This is a genomic window from Arthrobacter sulfonylureivorans (genome assembly GCF_022637435.1).
In the GTDB taxonomy this organism is placed as follows: Bacteria; Actinomycetota; Actinomycetes; order Actinomycetales; family Micrococcaceae; genus Crystallibacter; species Crystallibacter sulfonylureivorans.
In genome coordinates this window covers 564579-589484 of record NZ_CP093326.1, presented here as the reverse complement: position 1 = coordinate 589484, position 24906 = coordinate 564579, and the positions used below count along the sequence as shown (strand labels likewise).

The following is a 24906-nucleotide window of genomic DNA, read 5'->3' as shown; positions in this document are numbered from 1 at the left end:
AGGTAGGCGGCCGCCCGAGCAACAAGGAAGTGGTGCCACAAGCATGCTTGACCAGTCAACGATTGAGTCCATCGCCGACGAGCTGGTGGAGGCGGGACGGACCCGGACGCCGGTGCAACGGCTGACCGCCCGGTACCCGGAGATGACCATTGAGGACTCCTACAAGGTGCAGAACCTGTGGCGGGAGCGCAGCGAGGCCGCGGGGCGGACCCTGGCCGGCCGCAAGATCGGGCTGACCTCCAAGGCCATGCAGTACGCCACCGGCATCAGCGAACCGGACTACGGGATCATCTTCGACGACATGATCCTGGAAAACGGCTGCACGGTGAAGTGGGACCAGTACACCCACCCGCGCATCGAAGTTGAACTGGCCTTTGTGCTCAACCGCGACGTCAAGGGTCCCAACGCCACCATTTTCGACGTCCTGAACGCCACCGAATACGTGGTTCCCGCGCTGGAGATCCTGGACTCGCGGATCGAGATGGAGGGCCGCACCATCGTGGACACCATCTCGGACAACGCCGCGATGGGCGCCATGGTGATCGGCGGTAACCCGGTCCGCCCGCAGGACGTGGACCTGCGCTGGATCTCGGCCATCCTGTACAAGAACCAGACGGTGGAGGAGACCGGCGTGGCCGCCGGCGTGCTCAACCACCCGGCCGCCGGCGTCTACTGGCTGGCCAACAAGATCGCCCCGCACGGCGACCACCTCAAGGCCGGCGAAACCATTCTCGCCGGCTCCTTCACCCGCCCCATGTGGGTGCACGAAGGGGACACCGTGTTCGCGGACTACGGACAGCTGGGAACCATCACATGCCGTTTCGAGTAGAACCCGATCCGTCCTTCAAGGACGCGCTGGCCGCCGCCGACCGCCCGCTGGCCGGCATCTGGGTCTGCTCCGGCTCGCCGTTGATCGCGGAGCTGTGCGCCGGTGCCGGCTTCGACTGGATCTTCATCGACGCCGAGCACTCCCCCAACGGGCTGGAGTCCGTGCTGGCCCAGCTGCAGGCGGTGCGCGGCTACCCCGGCATCCCGGTGGTCCGGCCGCCGGTCAACGACACGGTGCTGATCAAGCAGTACCTGGATCTGGGCGCGCAGACGCTGATCATCCCGATGGTGCACACCGCCGAGCAGGCCCGGGCGGCCGTGGCAGCCACCCGCTACCCGCCGGCCGGCGTGCGCGGCGTCGGTTCCGCGCTGGCCCGGTCGGCCCGCTGGAACCGGATCCCGGATTACCTCACCCGGGCGGAGGAAACGCTGACGCTGATCGTGCAGATCGAGTCCGCGGAGGCCGTGGAGAACGCTGCCGACATCGCCGCGGTGGACGGCGTGGACGGCGTGTTTATCGGCCCGTCCGATCTCGCCGCGTCGATGGGCGTGATCGGACAGCAGGAGCACCCCCAGGTGGTTGCCGGCGTGGAGAAGGCGCTGAAGGCTGCCAAGGCGGCCGGCAAGTTTGTGGGGGTCAACGCCTTCGCCGAGGCCTCGGCCCGCCGCTACATGGAGTGGGGCGCCGACTTTGTGGGCGTCGGCGCCGACGTGGCGCTGCTGGCCCGCGGCTCCGAAGCCCTGGCCGCCAAGTACCTCCCCGCGGCCGGGGACGGCGAGGCCGGGACGCCCGCCAGCTACTGATCCAACAGACAACGACGGCGGCGCTTCGGTTGGGTTTCGCAGCCCACCGCAGCGCCGCCGTCGTCGTCAAGCGCCGCACCGGCGTTCAGGCCGCGCGGCGGCGTTAAGATCGGAGCAAGGAATCTGTGCATGGTCGAGGAGGTTGAAAAGTGGCAGCTGCAGGCGGCCGTTCGCTCGGTCATGCGGCCATGAATCCCGCTCTGGCACGCACCTCGGCTGAGCCCGGCGGTGTCGGGCTGATGGACCACCCGCTGCGCGCACCGGGGGCAGACGAGGTGGAGCTGCGGGTCAGCCTCTGCGGGCTGTGCGGATCGGACGTCATTATCTACCGTGCCGACCCAGCTGCGTCGTCGGTTCCGCTCGGCATGGTGATCGGCCACGAGTCGGTCGGCTCGGTGGTCCGCACTGGGCTGCTCGTTCCGGAATGGCTCGCGCCGGGGACCCGAGTGGTGCCGATTTCCACCGTCGGCTGCGGCCACTGCGAGGCCTGCCGGGCGGACCAGCCGCACCTGTGCGCCAGGCGTTCCGGCCTCGGCTTGACCCAGCACGGCCAGGCAGCCGCACGAGCGCTGGTTCCGTGGCGCAATTTAGTACCCGTGCCGGACTCGGTGCCGGATACCACCGCGGTTCTCGCCGAGCCTGCATCCATCGCCTGGCGCGCAGTCTCGACCGTTGCCCGGATCCAGCCCGGGGAGCGGGTGGCGGTTTCGACCACCCGCAGCATTGGCCTGCTCGCCGGCTTGATGGCACAGCGAGCCGGCGCCACGGTGACGATGATCGGCCGCGAAGGTCCCGGGCACGCGGCTCGAGTCGATTTGGCCGCAAGCCTTGGCTTGGACAGCACCACCGGGCGGCAGCCCGACACCTACGATGTGTGGATCGAAGCGACCGGTGCGGGAATACATTTGGCACGGGCCGTCCAGGAACTGCGTCCCCTCGGCCGCCTGGTCATGGTGGCGATGTATGCCACCGGAACCGCCCCGGCGCCCGTGGTCCGGACCAGCAAGAACCTTGACGTCCTGCACAGCTTCATCTCCACCCGACAGGATTTCGAACAGGCCCTTGCTTTCCTCGCCACCCTGCCGGATTTGGGCGAGCGCCTGATAACGACCTATCCGATGGACCGTGCCGTGGAAGCGCTGCGGCTCACCGCGGACGGCAGCACCGACGCCGCCGGACGGCCGCTGATCAAAGCCGTGCTGCAGCCAAACCCTTGACTCGGAAAACCCTCGACATGTGACTATATGGTCACCTATCATGGGTCCTATGGATGCCGTGTTCAAAGCGTTGGCGGATCCCACCCGGCGTGAACTGCTGGATGAACTGTTCCGCGAGGACGGGCAGACCCTCACCGCGCTCGAAGCGCACTTCGACATCACGCGCTTCGGCGTCATGAAGCACCTGAAGCAGCTGGAAGCGGCCAACTTGGTGGTCACCCGCCGCCGCGGCCGGGAAAAACTCCACTTCCTCAATCCGGTGCCCATCCGGCTCATCCACGACCGCTGGGTGAGCAAATATGCACAGCCGTGGGCCGCTGAGCTCAGCGACCTCAAATCCCGATTGGAAAATCCGATGGAAAAGATCTTTGAGATCTACATCCGCACCACCCCGGAAAAGCTCTGGGAGGCCATCACGGACAGCGAGACCAGGAGCAAGTACACTTTCGGCAACCGGATCCAGACCGACTGGACACCGGGCTCCGGCTACACGATGACCAACCCCAGGGCGGATGCCCCGCTGGGCGAAGGCGAGAACCTGGAAGTGGACCCGCCGCGCAAATTGGTGCAGACCATGCGCGCGCTCTGGGGCGAGGACGTGATCGCCGAGGGCACATCTCGGGTGACCTGGGAGATTGAGCAGGTGGAGGACTCCTGCCGGCTCACCGTCACGCACGACCAGCTGCGCGAGGGCGCCAATGACCAGCTATACGGCGGCTGGCCCATGATCCTCTCCGGACTGAAGACCTGGCTGGAAACCGGCGAACTGCTCACCACCCCGGGTTCGTTGATGTACACCTGAGCCGGCCGGAGAGCATCCCGGACTTTTGGCCCCGCCGACGCTCCCGCGCCTAGTCCCATCGAAGAATCAGCAGGCCCCTTTTCACGGCTGAAAAGGGGCCTGCTGAATAGTCATCCCGGGGTTGGGTGTTCCCGGAGCGGATTAAGAGAGCTTGGACGCCACCAGCGAGGTCAGGTCCACCAAGCGGTTGGAGTAGCCCCACTCGTTGTCGTACCAGCCAATGACCTTGACCTGGTTGCCCATCACCTTGGTCAGGCCTGAGTCGAAGATGGCCGATGCCGGATCGGTGACGATGTCCGAGGAGACGATCGGATCCTCGGTGTAGGTGAGGATACCGGCCAGGCGCGGGTCTGCCGCGGCCGCCTTGAACGCGTCGTTGACTTCCTCCACGGTGACCTCGCGGCCCACCGTGACGGTCAGGTCGGTGGCGGAGCCGGTGGGCACCGGCACGCGGATGGCAAAGCCGTCCAGCTTGCCTTTCAGCTCCGGCAGCACCTGCCCGATCGCCTTGGCGGCACCCGTGGAGGTGGGAACCATGTTGATGGCGGCGGCGCGGGCACGGCGCAGGTCGCGGTGCGGGCCGTCCTGCAGGTTCTGGTCGGCGGTGTAGGCGTGGATGGTGGTCATCAAGCCCTGCTCGATGCCGAAGTTTTCGTGCAGCACCTTGGCCAGCGGGGCCAGGCAGTTGGTGGTACAGGAGGCGTTGGAGACGATGTGGTGCGCCCCGTCGTCGTACTCCCCGTCGTTGACGCCCATCACCACGCTGAGCACGTCGCCCTTGGCGGGGGCGGAAATCAGCACCTTGCGGGCGCCGGCCACCAAATGCTTTTCCGCATCAGCTGCACTGGTGAAGCGGCCGGTTGATTCGATCACGATGTCCACGCCGAGTTCACGCCACGGCAGGTTGCCGGGATCGCGTTCGGCGAGGACCTTGACAACCCTGCCGTCCACCACCAGGTCGCCGTCGGCAACCGCAACGTCAGCAGCCAGCCGGCCGACCACCGAGTCGTACTTGAGCAGGTGCGCCAGGGTCTCCGGCGAGCCGAGGTCGTTGATGGCCACGATCTCCAGGTCGGAACCCAGTTTTCCCTGCGCCATGGCGGCCCGGAAGTAGTTGCGGCCGATCCGCCCGAAACCGTTGATACCAATCCGAACTGCCACGGGAACTCCTTTTATTTAGCGTCTAAATTTATGTTCCATTACTATTATCCTGATGCTGCCCGACAAGGTCAAGGGGAACGATGTGAGCACCACAGCCACCACTCCGCAAGTGCTGCGGCTGGCCAACCTGAAAGCCGTGTTGTCCGTGATGCGGGCGAACGGCGCGGTGACCGGCACGGACTTGATCGCGGCCACCGGCCTCACCCGAGCCACGGCCATCGCGGTCTGCGACGACCTGGCGGCCCGGGGCTGGGTCCGCGAGCTGCCGGGTGAACGCCTTGTGGGCACCACGAAGGGCAGACCGGCACGGCGGTTCGAATTCAACCCGGCGGCCGGCTGCGTGCTGGGGATGGACGTGGGCATGGCCACCGCGACCGTGCTGGTGGCTGACCTGAAGGGCCGGACGCTGGCCAGGGTGTCCGAGCGGTTCGAGAAGCCGCCGGCCAGCGCAGCTTCGCGCCGAGCCACGATCAAACAGGTTGTCGCCAGCGCGCTGGATGAGGCCGGGCTGCCGCCGTCAGCCGTGCTGGCCGCCGCAATCGGCGTCTCCACGGTGGTGGATCGTCACGGCAAGGTGGCTGCCGGGCACGAACTCTCCGAGCACTTCGACATCGGCCTGCAGGCCGAAGTATTCGCCGACTATGACTGGCCGGTGCTACTGGAGAACGATGCGAATCTTGCGGCGCTGGCCGAGCGCTGGAGCGGCGTTGGGACAGGCGTCGACGATTTGGCCGTCATGCTGGCCGGCGAGCGCCTGGGCACCGGGCTGATCGAATCGGGCAGGCTGCTGCACGGCTGCAATGGGGGCGCCGGTGAAGTGGGCACGCTCGAACTGGTGGACGGGGTGGGCAGCCAGGACGGCATCGCCCGGCTCGCCCGCTACTGGGGCAACGAAGCCCTCGCCGCGGATAAGCCAACGCTGATCCGCGAACTGGTCGGGCCGGGAACCAGCCGGGTGTCGGCGCGCTTCGTGTTCGAGGCGGCGGCGCGCGGCGACGAGGTGGCCCAGGGGATCCTGGACCGGATCGGCCTGCGCATGGCCCGGGTGATCGCCGTACTGGGGACCTTCTTCAACCCCGAATTGGTGGTCATCGGCGGCGCGGTGGCGGCCTCGGCGTCGGCCCTGCTTCCCACCATCACCCGCGAACTTCCCCGGCTCACCGCCACCCCTCCGCGCGTGGCCGTGTCCGAGTTCGGCGATGTGATTGTGGCCGCCGGCGCGGTTCGCCTGGCGCTGGACTACGTGGAGGAACACGCCATGGAATTGGCCCCGGCCGACGCACCGGCCTGATCCACAGCACGACGGCGGCGTCGCGCCAGCGCCGCCTGGGCGCCCCGGAGCCTCAGCTCTGTCCGTCTCGCCGGGCGCCAGCACCGCCCACCGCCACCCGCTGGCGCGGTCAGGCCAGGACGTTGATCGGTGCGCCGTCGAGGTAGGACAGGATGCTCTCGAGCATCTGGGTGTAGCCCAGCCGGTGGGCCTCCACGGTGACGAAACCGACGTGCGGGCTGAGGATCAGGTTGGGCGCGTCGAGCAGCGGGCTGTCCTGCGGCAGCGGCTCCACGTCGTAGACATCGAGGGCCGCCGCGGCGATCTTCGCTTCGGCCAGCGCCGCGAGCAAAGCCGCCTCATCCACCAGTGGGCCGCGCGAGGTGTTGACCAGCCGGCCTGCCGGACCGAGCAGGTCCAGCTCCGCGGCGCCGACGATCCCCACCGTCGATTCCGCGAGCTTCAGGTGGATGCTGACAATGTCCGAGCGGCGGAACAAGTCCTCCTTGGACACCAACTGCGCCCCGTGCTCCGCGGCGCGTTCGGTGGTCAGGTGCGGACTCCACGCCAGCACCTCCATGCCGAAGGCCGCAGCGTAGCCGGCCATCAGCTGCCCCAACCGGCCGAGTCCAAGCAGCCCGATTGTTGACCCGGCCAGATCGATTCCCATCCGGGCCTGCCAGATTCCGGCACGCACATCCCGGTCATTCTGCGGGATCTCCCGCGCCACCGCCATCACCAGCGCCCAGGCCAGTTCGGCGGGCGCCGCGGTGCCTTTCTGCGTTCCGCACACGGCCACCCCGCGCTCGCGCGCGGCGTCCAGGTCGATCGAGGCGTTGCGCATTCCGGTAGTGGTGACCAGTTTGAGGTCCGGCAGCCGGCCCATCAGCTCGGCGGTAATCGGCGTCCGTTCGCGCATGGTGACCACCACTTGCGCGCCGGCCAGGCGCTCGGCGAGGGCACCGACGTCGTCAACATGGTCAGTAAAACGTTCGACGGCGATGCCCGCCGGCAACTGCTCCCACGGCGCGCTGCTGAGCGCTACGTCCTGATAGTCGTCGAGGATCGCGATCTTCACGAGGCCAGCCTAGCGGCAGGCGGGGCCGGCGCCCCGGATCAGGACGCCCTCCGGATCAGGATGGGGCGCCGGAGCCAACAAGGCGTGTTAAACGCCGCAGGCAGGGACCGGACAATGTCCGGACCCTGCCTGCGTGGCGCGGGAACTAGTTGGACGGCAGAACGAAGGCCGAGTCCACCGTGATGGTGACCTTGTCGCCCACCAGCACGCCGCCGGCTTCCAGGGCAGCGTTCCAGGTGATGCCGAATTCCTTGCGGGAAATCTGCGTGCTGGCGGAGAAGCCGGCGCGGGTCGCACCGAACGGGTCAACCGCCATGCCGCCGAACTCGACATTGAAGACCACGGGCTTGGTGGTGTCCTTGATGGTCAGCTCGCCGGCCAGTTTAAACTCTTCCGGGTTGCCCTCGACGCTGGTGGCCTTGAAGGTCATGTCCGGGTACTGCTCCACATTGAAGAAGTCCTCGCCCTTGACGTGGGCATCGCGGTTGTCATCGTTGGAGTCGAACGAGGCGGTCTTCACGACGGCTTCGACAGAGGACGCGGCCAGGCTGTCGCCGACCACCAGGGTGGCGTCGGCATCGGTGAACTGGCCGCGCACCTTGCTGATGCCGGCGTGGCGGACGGAGAAGCCGACCTCGGTGTGGGACTTATCGAGGTTCCAAGTTCCTGGGGTGAGCTGTACGGCCATGTGGTGCCTCCTGGTTGAAGTCTGGGCTGAAGCTCAGGTGAACTTCATGCTTATGCATCTACAATAACACCTGATGGTTGAAGTGTCAACCAATTTTTTCTGAACGGGCAGGAAACTGATTGCCCGGCGCCACATTGACTCCCGCCGCCCAAGCGGAACTCCGCATACTCGGAACGGCGTCTACTTCAGCGCCGCAGTTGCGGAAGCCCACTATGCTGCTGCGCACCAATGTGACGCCCGGTGAACCAATGTGGCGCCCGTGAGCCAGACCGAGATCCGGCGGGGCGGAGAATCAGCCGGGAGTGGTTGTGTTGCGGTCATGTGGGGTAGATGATCGAACCAGGGCCCGAGGTGTCTCTCGTGCGGTGTCTTTCGTGCGGGGATGCCGGGCCCGGAACCGATGGAAGGGCAAGGACCGGCATGGCAGCACCGCCAGTGTCGAAGGCCGCAGTGTTGACGGCGTGGATGCCCGCGATGTTGGCGGGCATCGTGTCAGCTGCCGTGCTTTTTGCCGTGGCGGAACTGGCTGCGGCATTCTTCGGTCCGGCCGCCTCGCCGTTTGGTTCGGTGGGCGCCGCCGTGGTCGAGCTTTCGCCGCCATGGCTGACCGAGTTTGCCATCTCTACGTTCGCAACGGCGGACAAACTGGTCTTGTTCATCTCCATGGGGATCGGCGCAACTATTCTGGCCGCGGGGATCGGCGTGCTGGCCCTCCGGAACTGGACCGCGGGCGCACTGGCGGTGGCAGCGCTGGGCGTAGGCATGGTGGTGTGTGTCCTGACCCGCGCCGGGGCCGTCCCCGCGGATGCCATCCCGACCGCGCTGGGCACCGCCGTTGGCCTGTTCTGCCTGCGTTGGCTGATCCGGCTCCTGCCAGGTCCGGCCGCCCCAGCCGCCGGAGCGGGAGCCGATTCGGACGCGGCCACGCAGGATTCGGATCAGGGGCGCCGCACATTCCTCGCGACCGCAGGGCTGATGGCTGGCGCCGCCGTGGTTATGGGGATTGCGGCCGGCGCGGTCTCCGCCGCCCGGAACGGTGCACGGCAGGTGCGAGAGGCCTTGGGTCTGCCGGCGCCGGCGCGGCCGGCGAAGCCGTTGCCGGAAGGGGTGCAGGCCCCGGTGGACGGGGCCATTCCGTTCGTGACGCCAAACGCGCAGTTCTACCGCATCGATACCGCACTGTTCGTCCCATCGGTGGATCCCGCGGATTGGCAACTGCGCGTCCACGGGCTGGTGGAGGAAGACTTCAGCATCGGCTTTCAGGACTTGCTCGCGGCCGATCTGGAGGAGAGCTACACCACCCTGACCTGCGTTTCGAATGAGGTGGGCGGGGGGCTGGCGGGCAACGCACGCTGGCTGGGCTATCCGCTGCGCGAACTACTGGCGCGTGCGCGGCCGCTGGCGGAGGCTGACATGGTGCTGTCCACCAGCATCGACGGGTTCACGGCTTCCACTCCGCTGGCCGTGCTCACCGATGCGCGGAACGCGCTGCTTGCGATCGGGATGAACGGCGAGCCCCTGCCACTGGAACATGGTTTCCCGGTGCGAATGGTGGTGCCGGGGCTTTACGGGTACGTGTCCGCCACCAAATGGGTGGTGGACCTGGAAGTCACCCGGTTTGCGGACAAGACTGCGTACTGGACCAGCCGCGGTTGGTCGGACCATGGCCCCATCAAGACCGCCTCGCGGATCGACGTGCCGCGCGCCGGGGCCCGTGTCGCCGCCGGCCGGACGGCCTTCGCGGGAACGGCTTGGGCGCAACACCGAGGCATCTCGAAAGTTCAAGTGCAGTTGGACGACGGCGATTGGGCCGACGCCAAGCTGGCCGCGGAGGCCTCTGTGGACACGTGGCGCCAGTGGTACGTGGTGCGGGACGATGTATCCGCCGGCCAGCACAGGCTGCGGGTACGGGCCTGGGATGGCGACGGCAAGCTGCAGACGGAAACTCCGGCGCCTCCGGCCCCGGATGGCGCCAGCGGTTGGCACAGTATTGAGTTCACCGCGGATTAACGGCCGGGTCATCTTGGTCACAGGCCCGGCATGCCGGGCGCTAGAATCCGCACCGCGGCATCGGGAGGCTCCCAGCTTCGGTTGCTATGCTCAATAGCCCGCCTCCCGCAGCAGGCGGCCGTCCGCCACAGGCGGGCACCGCCGTCGTTCTCGGCAGACCGATTCACCTACCGTTCATTTTCCCTTCCTTCCAGGAGACCCGTACCCCGATGACCAGCCCGGCAGTATCCGATCAGCACAAGGACCTCATGGACCGCAGGTACGATTCCGGCGTGGCCGACATCAACCGCCTGATTGACGAACTGCGCGAGCAGAAGCCGGGCACCGAGGTCCCGTATGTTGACCCGATCCACAACGCCGACGAATGCCGGATTGTGTCGCTTTATTCCAACATCGGGCAGGCCTCGGACACCGGCTTTATCTGGCCGGGCGATCAGGAGGCTGCGACGCGGATGCTCGGGCTGCAGTGGCAGCTGGGCCTGCGCCCGGAATGCGTCATGCCCTGGAACGTGCACCCGTGGTTCACCCCCGGCGAAGCCAACGGCAAGCTGACGCCGAACCAGATCAGCGCCGGACTCAAGCCCCTGCTGCGGATGCTGGCACTGGTGCCGCGGGCGTCGGTGCTGGTAGCCCATGGAACGGAGGCGCAGCGGCTCGCCGCGCTGCTGCTGAAGACCGAGAACCCGCTGCTCTGGCGGCGCGGCTTCAAGACGTTCAAGGTGCGGGCGCTCAGCGGCCGGGCGTTCGCCGGTTCGCCGGCACGCCAGCAGGAATGGCTGGACGTCATGCATGAGGCCTACGCGGATGCGATGGCGCGCACCGGATTGGGCCGCCCCGGCAAGTAGCGCACCTGCGCCCCCGGCACATAGCGTGCCAGCGCGCCGGCCGGTAGCGAATTACCGGCTCCCCGGGACACCCTCCTGCTTGCGACCCCGCTGCTTCGAGCCGTAGCGATATCGCCACCCCGCCGTTAGCCTGAGCTGGACGGGAGGAGCGCCGATGCCCTTGTGGATGACCGCGTTGGCTTTCGGGTTGCTCGGCGGGGCCGCGCTGGTGATTGGCTGTGCCGTCGCCTGGAAGTGGACCCTTCCCGCCAAGGCCGTTTCCACCATCATGGCGTTCGGCGCCGGCGTCCTGATCTCGGCTCTCGCCTTCGAACTGGTCGATGAAGCGGTAACAACCGGCGGAATCGGCGCTACCATCACAGGCTTTCTCGTCGGCGCCAGCCTCTTTGTGGCCGCCAACGTGCTGCTGGCCCGGAAGGGCGCGCAACATCGAAAGCGGTCGGGCGATCAGCAGCCTGCCGAGGGCGAGAATCCGGGCAGCGGCACGGCGATCGCCGTGGGCGCCCTGCTGGATGGGATTCCGGAATCCCTGGTGCTCGGTTTGGGCTTGGTCGCCGGAGGCAGCATCAGCCCGGCGATGCTGGGGGCGGTCTTTATTTCCAATATCCCCGAAGGGCTCTCCAGCACGGCAGGGATGAAGAAAGCAGGACGCAGCGCCCGCTATGTCTTTGGCGTGTGGAGCGGAATTGCTGTTCTTTCCGGCATCAGCGCGCTGGTCGGCTACGTTGCACTCCAAGACGCCCGGGCAGAGACCGTGGCCTTCATCAACGCGCTTGCGGCCGGCGCTATTCTCGCCATGATCGTCGACACCATGATCCCCGAAGCCTTCGAAGAGCATCACCTCCTCACCGGCTTCACCGCGGCGTTGGGTTTCGTCACGGCGCTGGGCCTCGATGCCCTATGACCGCGCCGGAGAAGGTGATCCAGCCATGAAGGCTACGGTGCCCGCCCGCGAGGCGGAGGAGAAGTCGGGCGTCCTGACCGTCATCATCGCCTTTTGCGCCAATGCACTGGTGGCGGTGGCTAAGTCTGTCGCCGCCGTCCTGACCGGGTCTGCGTCGATGACGGCGGAGGCAGCGCACTCGTGGGCGGATACCGGGAACCAAGTCTTCTTACTGATTGCCGAACGCCGGTCTAACAAGCCGCGGGATGCACGCCACCCGCTCGGCTACGGACGCGAAGCCTATGTCTGGTCGATGTTCGCCGCCTTCGGCTTGTTCACCGCGGGTGCGGTCGTCTCGGTGTGGCACGGCATCCAGGTCCTGGCCAACCCCGAGCCGGCCAGCGACTTCATCGTGGCCTATGTGGTGTTGGCGCTGGCGTTTGTGCTGGAAGGGGTTTCCTTTGCGCAGGCGCTGCGCCAGGCCCGGAAGGGCGCCAGACGCTACCGGCGCCACACGCTGGAGTACGTCGTCATCAGTTCAAACCCCACCTTGCGGGCGGTGTTCGCCGAAGACTTTGCGGCCCTCATCGGCATAGCCATTGCGGCTTCGGGCGTCGCCCTGCATCAAATCACCGGATCCCCGGTCCCGGACGCCATCGGTTCCATCCTGGTGGGCCTGCTGCTCGGCACCATCGCGGTGGTGCTGATCGACCGGAACCGCAAGTTCCTGGTCGGTGAACCCGCGACCGGCGAGGCGCGCACCGCCGTCGTTAATCTGCTGTTGCAGAACCCGGACGTGGACCGGGTGACCTACCTGCACATGGAATTCGTCGGACCCTCCCGGCTGTACCTGGTGGCAGCGGTAGACATGGCCGGCGACCTGCCCGAACACGATGTGGCGGTGGCGCTGCGCCGGGTGGAACGCGCCCTCGAGGAGCACGACCTGATCGAAGAAGCCGTCCTGACTTTGGCGACACCGGGGGAAGAGCCCCTGCTGGGAGATTGAGGCGACCCGGCAACCGCTCGTGCCCTGCCCATGACGGATCTATACTGTGGGAACGCCCCGCGACAGGGCCTCAAACCGGGGTCCGCCGGCCGGGGCAACTGGAGAATCCGGTGCGTTGGTCGCTTGAACACACGGTCCCGGCCGTGGTGCCGAGACCGGCTCCCCCGCCGCCGCTCCGCCACCCGCTGAGCCGCTGGCTGGTGAAGGAGAAGGTCCCGCCGGTGGGCCGGGAAAGCGCTCCGGGAACCGCGTCCTACCCCTGGTGGAAGGTCGTCTGCCTGACCGGCGTTGACTATTTTTCGACCCTCTCCTACCTTCCCGGAATCGCCTTGATCGCTGTTGGACCGTTATCGCCGCTGGCCACTCTGCTGATCGTGGGGCTTACCTTGCTGGGCATGCTCCCGCTCTACCGGCGGGTGGCCGTTGAGAGCCCGTATGGACAGGGTTCGGTGGCCATGCTTGACCGGCTGCTGCCGTTCTGGAAGGGCAAGGTGATCATCCTTGTCCTGCTTGGCTTCATCGCTACCTCATGGATCATCACCATCACGCTTTCCGCCGCCGATGCAACCGTGCATGTGCTCGAAAATCCGTATGTCCCCGATTTCCTGCAGGGCGGCGCCGTTCCCGTTACCATCATCCTGCTGCTGGTCCTCGGTGGAATCTTCCTCACGGGCTTCAGCGAGGCGGTGGCCCTTGCCGTACCGCTGGTCTCCGTATTCCTGGTCATGAACGCCATCGTGATCGCGGCGGGACTGGCGACGATCGTCCAGGAACCTGGTCTGCTCTCCGATTGGACCCAAGCGGTGACGTCGGCAGGCTCGGCTCCTGGCAGCCTGGCCTTGACCCTGCTGCTGGCCTTTCCCCTGCTGGTCCTGGGGCTGTCCGGATTCGAAACGGGCGTGAGCATGATGCCGCTGGTCGCCTCCACCGGAGATACCCGGGCCCAGCGTCTGGCCTCGCGCATCCACAACAGCAGGAAGCTGCTCACCTGTGCGGCGGCGGTGATGAGCGGTTTCCTGCTGGGCAGCAGTTTCGTCACGGCGGTCCTGATTCCGCCCGCTGCCTACGCTCCCGGCGGCCCCGCTGACGGCAGGGCGCTCTCCTACCTGGCGCACGGGATGTTTGGCGAAGGAATCGGGACGTTCTATGACGCGGCAACCATCCTGATCCTGTGGTTCGCCGGAGCCTCGGCTATGGCGGGGCTGATCAACATTGTCCCGCGATACCTGCCCCGATTTGGCATGGCACCCGAATGGACCCGGGCCATCCGGCCGGTGGTCCTGGTCTACACCGGCGTCAGCATCCTGATCACCCTGGGTTTCCGAGCCGACGTCAATGCCCAAGCCGGGGCCTACGCCACCGGGATCCTGGCCATGATGGTCTCAGCGGCCATCGCGGTGACGTTCACCGTGGCCCGCCGGAAGAAGCGCCGCGCCGCCGCCGGCTATGCCGCGCTGAGCTTGGTCCTGCTGTACGCGCTGCTGGCCAACATTGTGGAAAAGCCGGACGGCATCGCCATCTGCGGGCTCTTCGTCCTCGGCATGGTCACGGTCTCGCTGGTCTCCCGGGTTGCCCGGACCACTGAACTGCGCACCGAACGAATCGAGTTCGACCAGGCTGCCCGGCGATTCATCAGCGATTCACTGGACTACGACGGCGCGCTGGACTTCATTGCCAAACGCCGGCCCGGCAGCCAGGCCGACTACAGCGCCAAAGAGGCGTCCCAACGGTATATGAATGCCGTCCCGGGAACAGCGGACGTCTTGTTCCTCGAGATCGACATTGTTGACCCGTCTGCCTTCACCAAGGTGCTGCGCGTCCGCGGCGTCGACGTCGATGGGTACCGTGTGCTGCGGGCGGACAGTCCCGCTGTACCAAACGCGATCGCGTCCATTCTCCTGGCGGTCCGGGACGCGACCGGCGTCCGGCCGCATGCCTATTTCGAATGGTCCGAGGGCAACCCGCTGGGCCATCTCTTCCGCTATCTGCTCCTGGGGCAGGGGGACACCGCGCCGGTGGTCCGCGAAATTATCCGCCAAAACGAGCCCGATCCGGCCCGCCGCCCCGGAATCCATGTCGGCTGATAGACCCGGGAGGCATAGGTGGCACCGTTGCGGTCCGACGGGGCGGCGGTTAGATTACTGGCATGTCTCATGCACCAGGAATGGGGGCGCCTGGAGTTCAGGGAACCGGCGATTTGTCCGGCGAACCGGCACGTCCTGCGCCGCCGCGTCCGCCACTGTCCGACCACACACCGGCACCGATCAAAGAGATCCTGACGCCGCCGCCTGCAGTGAAGAGGGTCCGTTTCCTGTGGATCCTGAGTTTCGCTTCCGGGCTGATCGCGGGGATCTTCGCGTTCTTCGCCCAGGACGCGATCCTGGAACACGTGCGGGGCCTGATCAACGGTCTGGAACGGGGCGACGACCAGGAGACCGTGGAGGCCCTCGCGGTGGTGGTCTTTTGGGGGACCTTGGGCATGCTGGCGCTGGTCATCCTGGTCGAAGCAGTGCTGCTGGTTGTCCTGCTACGCCGGCACGGGAAAGTGCGCTTTGTGCTGCTGGCCATGTTGCTGGTCCATGGAGTGGTGACGCTTCTGGCCGATGCCTTCCTGGCGGCCCCCGGCGATCAAGAGCTGGGCATCAGGGTCCTGCTGGTGTTGCAGCTGGCCCTAGCCGGCGCGGCGGTAGTCGCCAGCGTCCTGAACGGGGCCGGCCAATGGTTCCGAGCCGAGAACCAGACGCGCGGCCACCCGGCCACCTGAGGCGGCCTGCATGCCGGCCAGCAGCTCCTCGCAGCTGCGCACAACCGTTTGGCAGGTTTCGGCGACGGCCCGGCCGCGCAGCGGATCAGCCGCCACCGCGTGCCAACGCCGCAGGCGCGCCAGGGCGTGTTCCTGCAGCTCGTCGTCGGGCGTGTCCCGGGGCAGCCCCAGCCGTTCATGGGCAGCAACACCGTCGCCGCCGATCATGCGTTCGGCTTCGGCGGCCAACTGCGGCTCCAGTGGCAGCCCCGTGGTGCGCGCTACGGCCAGCAGCCGCAGTTCGCGGAAGCCATGGGCGCCGGCGAGCAGCCGTTCAAGGGTTGCCGCGACCGCGTCCGTGCCCGAGCGCGGATGGTCCTTCAGCAGCTTTTCGATGCCGACCAGGGCGGTGCGGGCTTTCAGCTGTCCGGCACGGGCCCGGAACTGCCCGGCCATCACGGCCAGCAGTTCGTCCAGCCCACTTCGGCGGGCCAGTTCGTGGGCCAGCACGGTCGGATCCGAGATGCCTCCGCGGAGCAGCGCCGCTGCCAGCCTGAGCCCGAAGACCCCGAACCGGTCCAGCAGGTCCGCGCGCGCCTCCGGCCTCGCCGTCAGCGGCCCCCCGGGGCGGACGAACCGGTCCGCGGACAGCAGGAGGCGCTCCCGCTCCCGTCTGTCCAGGGACGCGAGTTCGGTGAGGATGGAGAACTCCGCCTGCCGCAGGCTGCGGGCCGTCTGCGCCAGCAGGCCCGCAATCGGGACCACCCCCAGCGCCAGCGAGCGCAAGGCGCCATCGCGCCGGTAGCGCGCGGCAATCTCCTGGGCGGAGAGCAGGGCATCGATCCGGCCCGCACCGACCTCGTCCGCGCGGGACAACACCGCCAGCGCGTTCACCGTACCGCTCTGCCCGGCCGCGGTGTCCCGGAACGACTCCAAAAAGCCGAGGTCGGAGGCGTGGAGGTGCCGCAGCAGGTAGATGATGGCGTCCGCTTCCGAGGGCGCGTCGGTGGGCGCCAGGAACTCGGTGGAGCGGGCGGACACGTCCCTGGAGAGCGAGGCGATGCCAGGTGTGTCGATGAGCGTGATGTCCCGTAAGGTCTTGGACGGCCAGTCCACCACCAGCCGTGCGACGTCGGCGGCCTCCATCCCGCCGAGCTCGAAGACCAGCCGGCCGCCCGTTCGCCTGATCGGCACATTCCGTGGCGGTCCAACCCGCGGGTACAGGGTGATCCGCGGAGTGTCGCTGTAGCGATACCAGGTGACCACCCTGGTGCACTCCCCCGTGTCGGTCGGCGCGATCTCCTCACCAATGATGGCGTTGAGCAGCGTCGATTTGCCAGCCTTCACCATGCCGGCAATGGCCACCCGCAGGGGCTCGTCGAGCCGGCGCGCATAGGCCTGAAGCACCTGCTGCACGGCCGGGTCATCACGGTAAGCCTCGATCGCCTCCCGGACCAGCCCGCGGGCCGCTTCCAGGTCCGCTCCCCCTCCGTTCATGCCTGTGCCGCCAGCTGTGGCGCCGGATCCAGCGCCACAGCCTGTTTCCGCAGCGATTCCACCAGGGCGAGCGACGCCTTGATCTCCCGAATCCGCACGTCGCGTTCCTGGTTGAAATGGCTCGCTGCCTTCTGTGCGGCCAGCACCGAATCGGCCAGCGAGCGGTGGTGCTCTTCGGCCAGCGCGGTGAAATGGTCGCGGGTGGCCCGCTGGACCATCCGGAGCCGGTCCTTGAGCTGCTTGCCCACTTGGAACACCACCTCGTCAACCTGTTTCCGGACCAACGCCTTGGCTTCCTGCTGGCGCCGCTTGAGCCGGGCTTCCTTGTCTTCCCGGTACGCCTTGCCGCCGAGCAGCAGGCCGGCGCCGACCGAGATCGGGTTAATCAATGCGAAGCCCATAATTCCGGTCAACAGGCCGAACATCAGCACTCCGCCGTACGAGCCGCGCATGCCGATCAGGATTTTCTGGACCGGCCCCATCCGGCCTGGATCCAGGCCCGGGATCCCCTCCACCGGATCCAGCACGTTCTCCGTAGAGTCCACTTGCAGCAGCGGCAGTGTCACCTCGTCCCGGTTGAAGTGCTCGGCGACGTTTTCCGCCAGCCACAGCGACCGTTCGTTCGTCCATACAAAGGTGTCCGATACGGCCGAAGCGACCCGCTGCTCCAGCCAGTGCGCGAACTGCTCCCACTGCGGCCCGGGATCGCCTGCATCGATGGACTGCTCCGCATCCCGCATAATGCTGCGCAGCCGGTCACGTAGGTCATGTTCCATGTCTGAGATGAGATCGCTCATGCCGTCGTTGAGCGTGACCTGCCAGCGGGAAGAACGACGGCGGAGCTCATCTGCGCGTTCCTTGGCCGCTTCCAGTTCGGCGAGCATTTCCGGCGTGCCGTCCGGATTTTCCAGCGCGCTCAGTTCGGACCTCAGCGAGAGCCGCAAATGATCGGTCGCCGAGACCAGATCCTGCGCCACCGACCGCCGCTGGAGCCGCTCGCTCTGGGCCAGGATGTTGTTGCGCAGGTATGCCACCAGCTCCGGAAAGCCTGATTCGGCATTCAGTTCACTGTCGCGCAGGGCGGCGGCCTGCAGGCGCAGTTCCGAGGAGATCGGGATCAGCGGCATGTCCGCCCCGATCTGCTGCAGATGGCCCCGGTCCAGATCCGCCACCTTCCGCCACCGCGGATACAGGTCGGTCTTGGACAGGACACCGGCCACATTCGGGCAGATCCGCTGGGCCTGCCGGAGAAACCGGAGTTCCGGTTCGGTGAACTCCTGCGATGCATCGGAGACCAGCAGCATGGCGTCCGCCGTCGGCAGTGCGGTCAGCGTGGTCAGGGAGTGCGCCGAGTCCAGTCCGCCGACGCCCGGGGAGTCCACCAGGGCCAGCCCGCCGTCCAAGACCTTGCGCGGCAGCATGACTTCCGCGGCTGCCAATCGGCGCTCATTGCCCGGGTTGCCCCGTTCCGAAACGTGCTGGGCGAGCTCCTCGAGAGCGATCGGATGACGTTCCAGTTCCGCTTCCCCGTCCGCGGATTCGCTGCCGTCCGTCGGCACCAGGATCACGGCCGAGGCGGGATCCCCCTGCTTCACCACGGTAGGCACGGAGGTGGCGACGTCGTCGTCGATAGGACAAACGGGCGCATGCACCAGCGCGTTGATCAACTGGCTCTTGCCCTGCTTGAATTCGCCGACGACGATCACTCTGGTGGTCGGGTCCTTCAGACGCTTGCGGGTTTGTTCAAGGCGCCGCTGCAAGTCTGCGCGTTCGCCCCTCTTGGCCAGTTCCAGGCCCTGTTCCACCAGCTTGACGAGCTCGGCCACCGTATCCCTCCCATTTTCCGGCCCTAGCCGGACCGTGACGCTGTCCAGCAGGAGGTCCCCCGGCCTCCTGCTGGACAGTTGATCCGTCGTGCAGGAGGTCCCCCGGCCTCCTGCACGGCAGCTGATTTATCGTGATTCAGTTGTCAGATCGGTTATTCGACCACAACATCTGCATCGACCACGTCGTTATCGGTCAGCAGATCGTTGTTGTCGTTGTCCGCGATGATGACTGAGTCGTTGACCGACTCGTCAATCCCGGTGAACTCGGCGTCGATGTCTCCGATGGTGGTGGAGTTGTCTTCGTTGCCGACCGCGACCACATTGTCCTGGACGATGAGATCGTTGTCCTCGTTGCCGATGGCATTGCCGTTGCCAACGTTCTCCAGATCGACGTCCACATCGTTGGAGTAGTCGTTTCCAACGTTCTCCAGATCAGCGTCAACATCCACTTCGGTGGAGTTGTCATTGTTGGAGTCGTTCGTGGAATTGTCGGAGTAGTCGTTGCCGACGTTGTCCAGATCGACGTCCACATCCGTGGAGTTGTCGGAATTGTCGTTCCCCACGTTCTCCAGATCAACGTCGGTGGAGTTGTCGTTGAACGAATCTTCTACGTCGACGTCCAGATCGAGGTCCGTGTTATACGAGTCCTCGGTGGAGTGGTCCTCGTTATAGGAGTCGTTGATGGAGTTATCGACGGAATTGTCCGTATTGCCGATCGCGATGCCGCCGCCGAGGTCGCCCGTCGTCAGGTTGATCGAGTGGTTGTTTTCGTCGCCGGTGGAATTATCCACATCGTCGCCGGCCGCGGTCGAGTGGTCGCCCGACGCCACCACGGCGTCGTTGTCGAACCACTGAGTGACGTCGCCGTCGGCCCAGATGTTCTGGTTCACGGACTGGTCGGTGATGGTGTCCCGATCGTCCACGACAGAGGTGTAGGAGTAGTTGTTGACGATGTGCGTCAACTGCTGCACCGCGTGGTCATGGTCGTCATCGCCGTCCCGGCCCCGGCCGCCGCCGTCGCGGTCGTCATCGTCCCTGCCCCGGCCGCCGCGGTCATCGTCGTCGTCCCGGCCACGCCCGTGGCCGCGGTCATCATCGTCGTCGTCCCGGCCCCGGCCGCCGCGGTCATCATCGTCGTCCCGGCCACGTCCATGCCCATGGTCGTCATCGTCGTCCTCGTCGCGTCCGTGGCCCCAGCCGCTGTTGTCGCTGGACCAATCGCCGGAGTTGCCACCATGGTTGCCACCGGTGTTGTACTCGCGGTCGAAGGACGACCCGGAACCAACCGGGGCGTAGTCCAGGATGACAGGCATGATCGCGTCCACATCATCCGAGCACACGTTGGACAGGCCGGCGCTGGCCAAGGCTGCGTCCGGGTTTTCGTTGAATTCGTCGGCAGCGCGCGGATCCCGGAGCAGGTTCATGATGAATTCGAGAAGTGAGCTAGCAAGCGTAGGCATTATGTTGATTCCCCAATCTAGGTCCTACTGGATGTGGCCAAAACTATGGATGGTGGCCCGCCGAGCTAGGTTGCTTGGCTTGATTCAAAGCTACGGTCGGGGTGCTGCTGCCGGCATCGGGGCTTCCTCCCCCGCTCCCCGGCCCCCTGAGGGGGATTGCGGCTTCCGGGGGCTAGGTAGGGCGGGTCCAGATCCCGCTACGACGCGGAACTACGGGCCTTGGGAGCCGTCTTCGCCCAGCGCAAGCCGCAGCTGGGTCAACAGCTCGGAGCGGTTGGAAGCCCCTAACCGCCGGCGGATCCGTGCGATGTGATGTTCGGCGGTCCGCGGCGAAATGAAGATCGCGGCGCCGATCTCCCGGTAGGTCTTGCCCTCCAGAACCAGCCGGGCCACTTCGCGCTCCCGCTCGCTCAAGGCTGGGCCCTCCGGAGCAGATGCTTTTCCGGTGGTCACGGTCATCCGCGGCTCGTGCTCGGCGGCGGTGGACTGGGCTGGATGGTTGGGCTCCGTTGTGGTCGCGCCTCGCGTCCCTGGGTGCAAGTCCCGGGCGCAGGCCAAGAGACGGCTCATGTCCTTGCGCTCTTCGGCGTGCGCTGCCGCATGACCGGCCAGCCGGGCCCCGTCCCAGGTCAGGCCGACGGCTGCGAGCGCACGGGCAGATTCCTCGACGGCCCGCGGTTCGATCCTGCCCGCGAGGACGGATACCCAGGACCGGCCGGCTGACGCAAGCACGGCGGCCAAGTGATGCTTTCCCGATGCGCGCACCAGCGCCGAGGCCTGAGGTGCCAACTCGGTGGGCTTCTCCGCCAGGATGGCCGCCTGAACGGCGTACCAGCGTAGCGGCGTGGACCACAATGCAGGTTGGTCCAGCTTGTCCAACAACGCCCACGCGTCTGCCAAATGCGGCCGAAGCCGTTCGGAATCGCGCAGGCGGGCGGCGGCCACCGCCAGTTCGCCCAGCGGCAACAGGTTATAGAGGTCGACGGCGACGTGCAGCAGCCGTCCCCGAGCCCGTTCCCAGGCACGCACCAAGCCAGCCATGTCATCGGTCCGGCGGGCCAGGCCCACATGCAGAGCGTCCAGCAACAATTCGTCGCGCGGAGCAGGACAGGTTCCGCCGGCGGTCGCCTCCGCTATCGCAGCCCCGGCGTTATCCGGATGATCCTGCAGCATGGCAACCCACGCGCGCAGGAGCAGCAACCGGAGCCGTCCTGCCGGCCCGCCCTGGCCTCCGCGCAGCGCATCGTCGAGCACCGATTCGGCCACCGAAAGCTCCCCGCTGTGCAGTGCCACCAGTGCGGCAAGTGCCGCCGGGCTGTCCGGCAGCGGGATCGCGGCGCCGGAGGCAGTCAGCATGTCGGAAGCACGGACCAGGGCTGGAAGTGCGCGCTCGGTGTGTTCACCAACGGACTCCGCGACACCTTGTCCCATGAGTGAAACGGCCACGTTCGTCAGCGTTGGTGATTCTTCCAGCCGGTCGGCGGCGAGCAGGCTGCGGGCGGCGTCGCGATCACCGGTACCGATCATCACGACGGCGGCGAGAGCCTTGGAGGCATCCGCGGCAGGGGCGCCAACCCAGCGGTAGACCTGGGCACTCCGCGCCAGCATGCCCCGCTGGGCCCACAACGACGCTGCCACATCCGCGCCCCGTTGCTTGTCTGGTGCCTCGGGTTGCGACAGGAGAGGGTCCACAAGCCGACCGGCGCCTTCAAGGTCTCCGGTGGCCAAGGCTGCTTGGGCGCGGCGCGCCGCAGTCGATACTCCCGGCGCACCGGCAGCGGTCGCTTCCTCGTAGAGTGTTGCAGCCAAGTGCGGCTCCGTTGCCAGAGCACTATCACCGGCCGATTGGAGAGTGCTGGCCACCCGCGGATCCTGGAGTCCGCTCTGGGCCAGACCACGGGCCACGTCAGTGGGATCCGGGGTCTCTCCGGTGGACAGGAGGCCGGCCAAGGCATGCTGGGCCGTCCGCACGTGATGCAGCGGGGTGGTCTGAAGAAGGACGCTGCGCATCAGCGGGGGAAGGCTGCCCTCCGGCAGGATCAATCCCGCCGCCGCCGCCTGAGACATCAGCGGGTCGATGCCGCCCAGCGTGTCCTCCACCTCGGCCGGCATAGGCCCGGCTGGATCGAAACCGACCGCCAGTGCCAGCAGCAATTCGCGAAGGTCCGGCGCCAACCGTTCCAGTTCATAGCCCACCTGATCGACTAGTCCGCCGAACTCCAGCGGATCTTGCGGCAGCGTGCGGCCCCTGCTGCTCATCGCTTCCAAAGCATGCTGGACCAACCACGGCATGCCGCCCGTGAGCTCGAAGATCCGATCAACGACGGAACCGGGAAGCGGTTCCCCATGGGTAGTTGCGGTGTGGGCGGCGACCTCGTCCCGGTTCCACGGTCCCAGCAGGACCGGCCGGCGGTGGGTCTCAAGGGTTGTCGTCAGCCGGTTCAAAGCCGGCAGCTGGGGCCACATGCGATACGCGACGACGACGTTGACCGGCTGCCCGTCGACCAGCCGGTGGATGCGCTCCAGTTCAGGGTCGTCCCACTGGTGTGCGTCGTCGATCAGCACGGTGGTGCCCTCGTCCACTGCGCCTTGCTGCAGGACTTGCCTTCCCGTACGGACGGGGATTCCTGCCTCGCTGTAGACAACCGCCAGGTTCTCCAGCAGGGTGCTCTTGCCTGAGCCGCCCGGTCCCGACACGCTGGCCAGCAATTGCGACCGAGGATCTGTCGAGGCCTCGGTCAACAATTGCGCCGCCTTCCGGTTTACCAGCCGTCGCCCAGCGGCCACGTGGACGGTTCTCGCAGCCGTCATGCCGGCACCGAGGGAGTCGACTCGGCGGCCGGAGCAAGCGGTTGTTCGGTGCCGGTCGAAGCCGGTGATGTCGGGGCGTCGGCTGGCGGAGCTTCGACGGCGGCTGTCTCTGACGGCGTCGGCTCCGGCGCAGAGGTTGTCTCCGCCGGCAGGGGTTCTGGTTCGGTTGTCGGATCAGGAGTAACAATCGGGGCCGCCGCGGGACTCGGCTGTGTTGGTTGGGTCGGCACCGGCGTTCCAGGCTGTGCCGGAGCAGGAGAACCGGTGCCGCTGTTGCTGCCGGAATCGGGTGCCGTGTCGGGGGTGCCAAAGGGTGTGCTGCCGGTACCTGTGGTGGGCGTGCCGCCCGGAACAGTCCCCGGTGTGCCGTTCGGCGCCGTCGTTGATGTTCGCGCCGCCTTATCCTGCGGGGTGTTCCCGGTGGTGCCGGACTTGGGCGTGTCCTCGGCGCTCTGGCCGGACTTGTCGGCCGCCTTTGCGTCCGGGGTATCCCACGAAACAACAGGACTCATACCGGGCGGGGGTGTCTCGGCGGCCAGCACGGAATTTGCCGGACCGGCGCCTTCGCTTTGCTGGGGAGCACTTCCGGGCATATAGCTGTTCCGTTCTGCGGCGCTGCCTTGCGCGATGCCCGGCAATGAGCCGAACAGACCGAAATCTTGGGGACTTTGAGCGGCCGTTGCGGTCAACGCGGTCAGGGCGGCCACCGCCACTGTCACAGCGGCGGCGCGCATGGTGAAGGCGGGTTTCCGGGCGGCACCCACGCCGTCGTTAGCCGACGCTACGTCAGCAGGAAGACCGAAGGACGGAACCTTCCGTTCGTCCGCCATATTCGTGCTGGCTGCTCCCGCTTCCGCACTGTGCTCGTGGGCCAGGGCGTGCTCGCGGGCCAAGGCCAGACGGTTCCGGGCCACGTAGTAGGCGGCGCCCAAGCTGATCGAAGCCTTCGGATCCGCGTCTATGGCGATGGGACGCCCCAACTCGGCGGATAGCATTTGGGCGACCAACGGGATCCGGGACGAGCCGCCAGTCAGCAGGACCGCGGTCAGGTCGGCGGCGGCAACCTCCGCCGCCTCAAGTGCCCTGGCCAGGGAACCTACCGTATCGCGCACCAGAGACTCGACCAGGCCTTCGAATTCGGTCCGCACCAGGCGGATTCCAGTCTGCACGTGCGGCAGCAAAACGGGGATCGTCGCCTCGGAGTCCGCAGAGAGGGCTTCCTTGGCTTCGACGCACTCGCGCCTGATTCGCTCCAGGGCCAGCCGCGTCTGCGGCGCGCTGGGGTCTATACCGCTCAGCCCGCCGTCCAGGTTTGCAGCCACGTGGGAAAAGACAAGATCGTCGACGTCCGCTCCACCCACCCGCTCGAGCCCTTCGGGCCTGCCCAGCAAGGTGAATGAGGATGTGTCGTCCTTGCGCAAAACGGCAGCATCAAAGGTGCCGCCGCCGAAGTCATAGACCGCGATCAGGCTTCCGGCCGGCACCCGTGTCTGCGAGGCGTAGTGCAAGGCGGCAGCTTCAGGCTCGCTCAGCAGCACCACGTCAGCCAGTCCGACGGCGGCCAGGGCGTCCCGGATCAGTCCCGCCTTGTAGTCGCCCCAGCTAGCCGGGTGGGAGACCACCACGCTCTCCGGGGCTTCGCCTTCGCGTTCCTGCGTCCGGTCGACAACCCACCGGACTACCGTGGCGAAGATGCTCTCGGGGGTAACGAACAGGTCCCCCACCATGATCGGCACGGAATCGCCGATCCGCCGCTTGAATTCGCGAACCACGCGCTCAGAGGAACTTGTTCCGCGCCTCTCGGCGGCCTCACCGACCAGGACGGTACCGTTATCACCTAGATAGATGACTGATGGCACCGCTGCCGCACGCGAACCCAAAACAACAGCCTGCGGCTGCTGAGCGTCAAGATCCCCTTCCCCGTATCGGACAGTCGCTGCTGCCGTGAAACTTGTGCCGACATCGACACTCAGTACA

At 66.8% G+C, this 24906-nt stretch carries 19 protein-coding genes; 11 read left to right on the top strand and 8 right to left on the bottom strand.

Features of this window, described 5'->3' with window-relative positions; all coding sequences use genetic code 11:
• Nucleotides 1-43 precede the first annotated feature (43 nt).
• The 4 genes from hpaH to MNQ99_RS02845 all read left to right on the top strand — a co-directional run bounded on the left by hpaH (nucleotide 44) and on the right by MNQ99_RS02845 (nucleotide 3651).
• Nucleotides 44-829: a 2-oxo-hept-4-ene-1,7-dioate hydratase gene (hpaH, locus tag MNQ99_RS02860; protein WP_127512373.1), complete on the top strand. Its 786-nt coding sequence runs from the start codon at nucleotides 44-46 to the stop codon at nucleotides 827-829.
• On the top strand, nucleotides 814-1632 hold the full coding sequence (locus tag MNQ99_RS02855) for an HpcH/HpaI aldolase family protein (protein ID WP_241914370.1): 819 nt from the start codon (nucleotides 814-816) through the stop codon (nucleotides 1630-1632). Before hpaH ends, MNQ99_RS02855 begins: the two co-directional genes overlap by 16 nt.
• Before the next feature lie 149 nt (nucleotides 1633-1781).
• The gene (locus MNQ99_RS02850; RefSeq protein WP_241914369.1) at nucleotides 1782-2849 is read left to right on the top strand and encodes a zinc-dependent alcohol dehydrogenase; all 1068 of its coding nucleotides are present in this window, start codon (nucleotides 1782-1784) and stop codon (nucleotides 2847-2849) included.
• Between the two features lie 49 nt (nucleotides 2850-2898).
• Complete coding sequence (locus MNQ99_RS02845; RefSeq protein ID WP_241914368.1) at nucleotides 2899-3651, top strand: ArsR/SmtB family transcription factor; 753 nt, start codon at nucleotides 2899-2901, stop codon at nucleotides 3649-3651.
• 141 nt (nucleotides 3652-3792) lie between these two features.
• Here the strand turns inward: MNQ99_RS02845 and gap are convergent, their stop codons facing one another.
• Complete coding sequence (gene gap / locus MNQ99_RS02840; protein ID WP_241914367.1) at nucleotides 3793-4812, bottom strand: type I glyceraldehyde-3-phosphate dehydrogenase; 1020 nt, start codon at nucleotides 4810-4812, stop codon at nucleotides 3793-3795.
• 82 nt (nucleotides 4813-4894) lie between these two features.
• Between gap and MNQ99_RS02835 the strand changes: the two genes are divergently transcribed.
• The gene (locus MNQ99_RS02835) at nucleotides 4895-6103 is read left to right on the top strand and encodes an ROK family transcriptional regulator (RefSeq protein WP_241914366.1); all 1209 of its coding nucleotides are present in this window, start codon (nucleotides 4895-4897) and stop codon (nucleotides 6101-6103) included.
• Between the two features lie 109 nt (nucleotides 6104-6212).
• Here the strand turns inward: MNQ99_RS02835 and MNQ99_RS02830 are convergent, their stop codons facing one another.
• Nucleotides 6213-7160 carry a D-2-hydroxyacid dehydrogenase family protein gene (locus tag MNQ99_RS02830; protein ID WP_241914365.1) on the bottom strand — a complete coding sequence of 316 codons (948 nt, stop codon included), beginning with the start codon at nucleotides 7158-7160 and terminating at the stop codon, nucleotides 6213-6215.
• A gap of 145 nt (nucleotides 7161-7305) precedes the next feature.
• A complete protein-coding gene (locus MNQ99_RS02825) occupies nucleotides 7306-7848 on the bottom strand; it encodes a YceI family protein (RefSeq protein ID WP_127512368.1) in 543 nt (180 codons plus the stop codon).
• Nucleotides 7849-8268: 420 nt separating this feature from the next.
• Between MNQ99_RS02825 and MNQ99_RS02820 the strand changes: the two genes are divergently transcribed.
• From MNQ99_RS02820 to MNQ99_RS02795, 6 genes are all read left to right on the top strand, one after another.
• Nucleotides 8269-9858: a molybdopterin-dependent oxidoreductase gene (locus tag MNQ99_RS02820; RefSeq protein ID WP_241914364.1), complete on the top strand. Its 1590-nt coding sequence runs from the start codon at nucleotides 8269-8271 to the stop codon at nucleotides 9856-9858.
• 209 nt (nucleotides 9859-10067) lie between these two features.
• On the top strand, nucleotides 10068-10703 hold the full coding sequence (locus tag MNQ99_RS02815; protein ID WP_127512367.1) for a uracil-DNA glycosylase family protein: 636 nt from the start codon (nucleotides 10068-10070) through the stop codon (nucleotides 10701-10703).
• Nucleotides 10704-10857: 154 nt separating this feature from the next.
• Nucleotides 10858-11607: a ZIP family metal transporter gene (locus MNQ99_RS02810; protein ID WP_127512366.1), complete on the top strand. Its 750-nt coding sequence runs from the start codon at nucleotides 10858-10860 to the stop codon at nucleotides 11605-11607.
• 25 nt (nucleotides 11608-11632) lie between these two features.
• Nucleotides 11633-12592, top strand: a complete 960-nt coding sequence (locus tag MNQ99_RS02805) for a cation diffusion facilitator family transporter (RefSeq protein ID WP_241914363.1) — start codon at nucleotides 11633-11635, stop codon at nucleotides 12590-12592.
• Between the two features lie 110 nt (nucleotides 12593-12702).
• The gene (locus MNQ99_RS02800) at nucleotides 12703-14676 is read left to right on the top strand and encodes an APC family permease (protein WP_241914362.1); all 1974 of its coding nucleotides are present in this window, start codon (nucleotides 12703-12705) and stop codon (nucleotides 14674-14676) included.
• A 62-nt stretch (nucleotides 14677-14738) separates the two neighbouring features.
• Nucleotides 14739-15356: a hypothetical protein gene (locus MNQ99_RS02795; protein ID WP_241914361.1), complete on the top strand. Its 618-nt coding sequence runs from the start codon at nucleotides 14739-14741 to the stop codon at nucleotides 15354-15356.
• Here the strand turns inward: MNQ99_RS02795 and MNQ99_RS02790 are convergent.
• From MNQ99_RS02790 to MNQ99_RS02770, 5 genes are all read right to left on the bottom strand, one after another.
• Nucleotides 15264-16832: a dynamin family protein gene (locus tag MNQ99_RS02790; protein ID WP_241914360.1), complete on the bottom strand. Its 1569-nt coding sequence runs from the start codon at nucleotides 16830-16832 to the stop codon at nucleotides 15264-15266. The genes MNQ99_RS02795 and MNQ99_RS02790 overlap by 93 nt on opposite strands.
• Nucleotides 16829-18658, bottom strand: a complete 1830-nt coding sequence (locus MNQ99_RS02785; protein WP_241914359.1) for a dynamin family protein — start codon at nucleotides 18656-18658, stop codon at nucleotides 16829-16831. Before MNQ99_RS02785 ends, MNQ99_RS02790 begins: the two co-directional genes overlap by 4 nt.
• Nucleotides 18659-18810: 152 nt before the next feature.
• Nucleotides 18811-20118: an IniB N-terminal domain-containing protein gene (locus tag MNQ99_RS02780; protein WP_241914358.1), complete on the bottom strand. Its 1308-nt coding sequence runs from the start codon at nucleotides 20116-20118 to the stop codon at nucleotides 18811-18813.
• A 210-nt stretch (nucleotides 20119-20328) separates the two neighbouring features.
• On the bottom strand, nucleotides 20329-22410 hold the full coding sequence (locus MNQ99_RS02775) for a helix-turn-helix transcriptional regulator (RefSeq protein ID WP_479683788.1): 2082 nt from the start codon (nucleotides 22408-22410) through the stop codon (nucleotides 20329-20331).
• A gap of 515 nt (nucleotides 22411-22925) precedes the next feature.
• Nucleotides 22926-24701, bottom strand: a complete 1776-nt coding sequence (locus tag MNQ99_RS02770; protein ID WP_241914356.1) for an Hsp70 family protein — start codon at nucleotides 24699-24701, stop codon at nucleotides 22926-22928.
• Between the last annotated feature and the right edge of the window lie 205 nt (nucleotides 24702-24906).

Excerpts from the sequence above, each read along its gene's own strand:
- MNQ99_RS02855 (WP_241914370.1), top strand. The coding sequence starts at position 814 with ATGCCGTTTCGAGTAGAACCCGATCCGTCCTTCAAGGACGCGCTGGCC.
- MNQ99_RS02775 (WP_479683788.1), bottom strand. The coding sequence starts at position 22,410 with ATGCCGTGGTTGGTCCAGCATGCTTTGGAAGCGATGAGCAGCAGGGGC.
- MNQ99_RS02815 (WP_127512367.1), top strand. The coding sequence starts at position 10,068 with ATGACCAGCCCGGCAGTATCCGATCAGCACAAGGACCTCATGGACCGC.
- MNQ99_RS02795 (WP_241914361.1), top strand. The coding sequence starts at position 14,739 with ATGTCTCATGCACCAGGAATGGGGGCGCCTGGAGTTCAGGGAACCGGC.
- MNQ99_RS02810 (WP_127512366.1), top strand. The coding sequence starts at position 10,858 with ATGCCCTTGTGGATGACCGCGTTGGCTTTCGGGTTGCTCGGCGGGGCC.
- MNQ99_RS02805 (WP_241914363.1), top strand. The coding sequence starts at position 11,633 with ATGAAGGCTACGGTGCCCGCCCGCGAGGCGGAGGAGAAGTCGGGCGTC.
- MNQ99_RS02790 (WP_241914360.1), bottom strand. The coding sequence starts at position 16,832 with ATGAACGGAGGGGGAGCGGACCTGGAAGCGGCCCGCGGGCTGGTCCGG.
- MNQ99_RS02845 (WP_241914368.1), top strand. The coding sequence starts at position 2,899 with ATGGATGCCGTGTTCAAAGCGTTGGCGGATCCCACCCGGCGTGAACTG.
- hpaH (WP_127512373.1), top strand. The coding sequence starts at position 44 with ATGCTTGACCAGTCAACGATTGAGTCCATCGCCGACGAGCTGGTGGAG.
- MNQ99_RS02820 (WP_241914364.1), top strand. The coding sequence starts at position 8,269 with ATGGCAGCACCGCCAGTGTCGAAGGCCGCAGTGTTGACGGCGTGGATG.
- MNQ99_RS02780 (WP_241914358.1), bottom strand. The coding sequence starts at position 20,118 with ATGCCTACGCTTGCTAGCTCACTTCTCGAATTCATCATGAACCTGCTC.
- MNQ99_RS02825 (WP_127512368.1), bottom strand. The coding sequence starts at position 7,848 with ATGGCCGTACAGCTCACCCCAGGAACTTGGAACCTCGATAAGTCCCAC.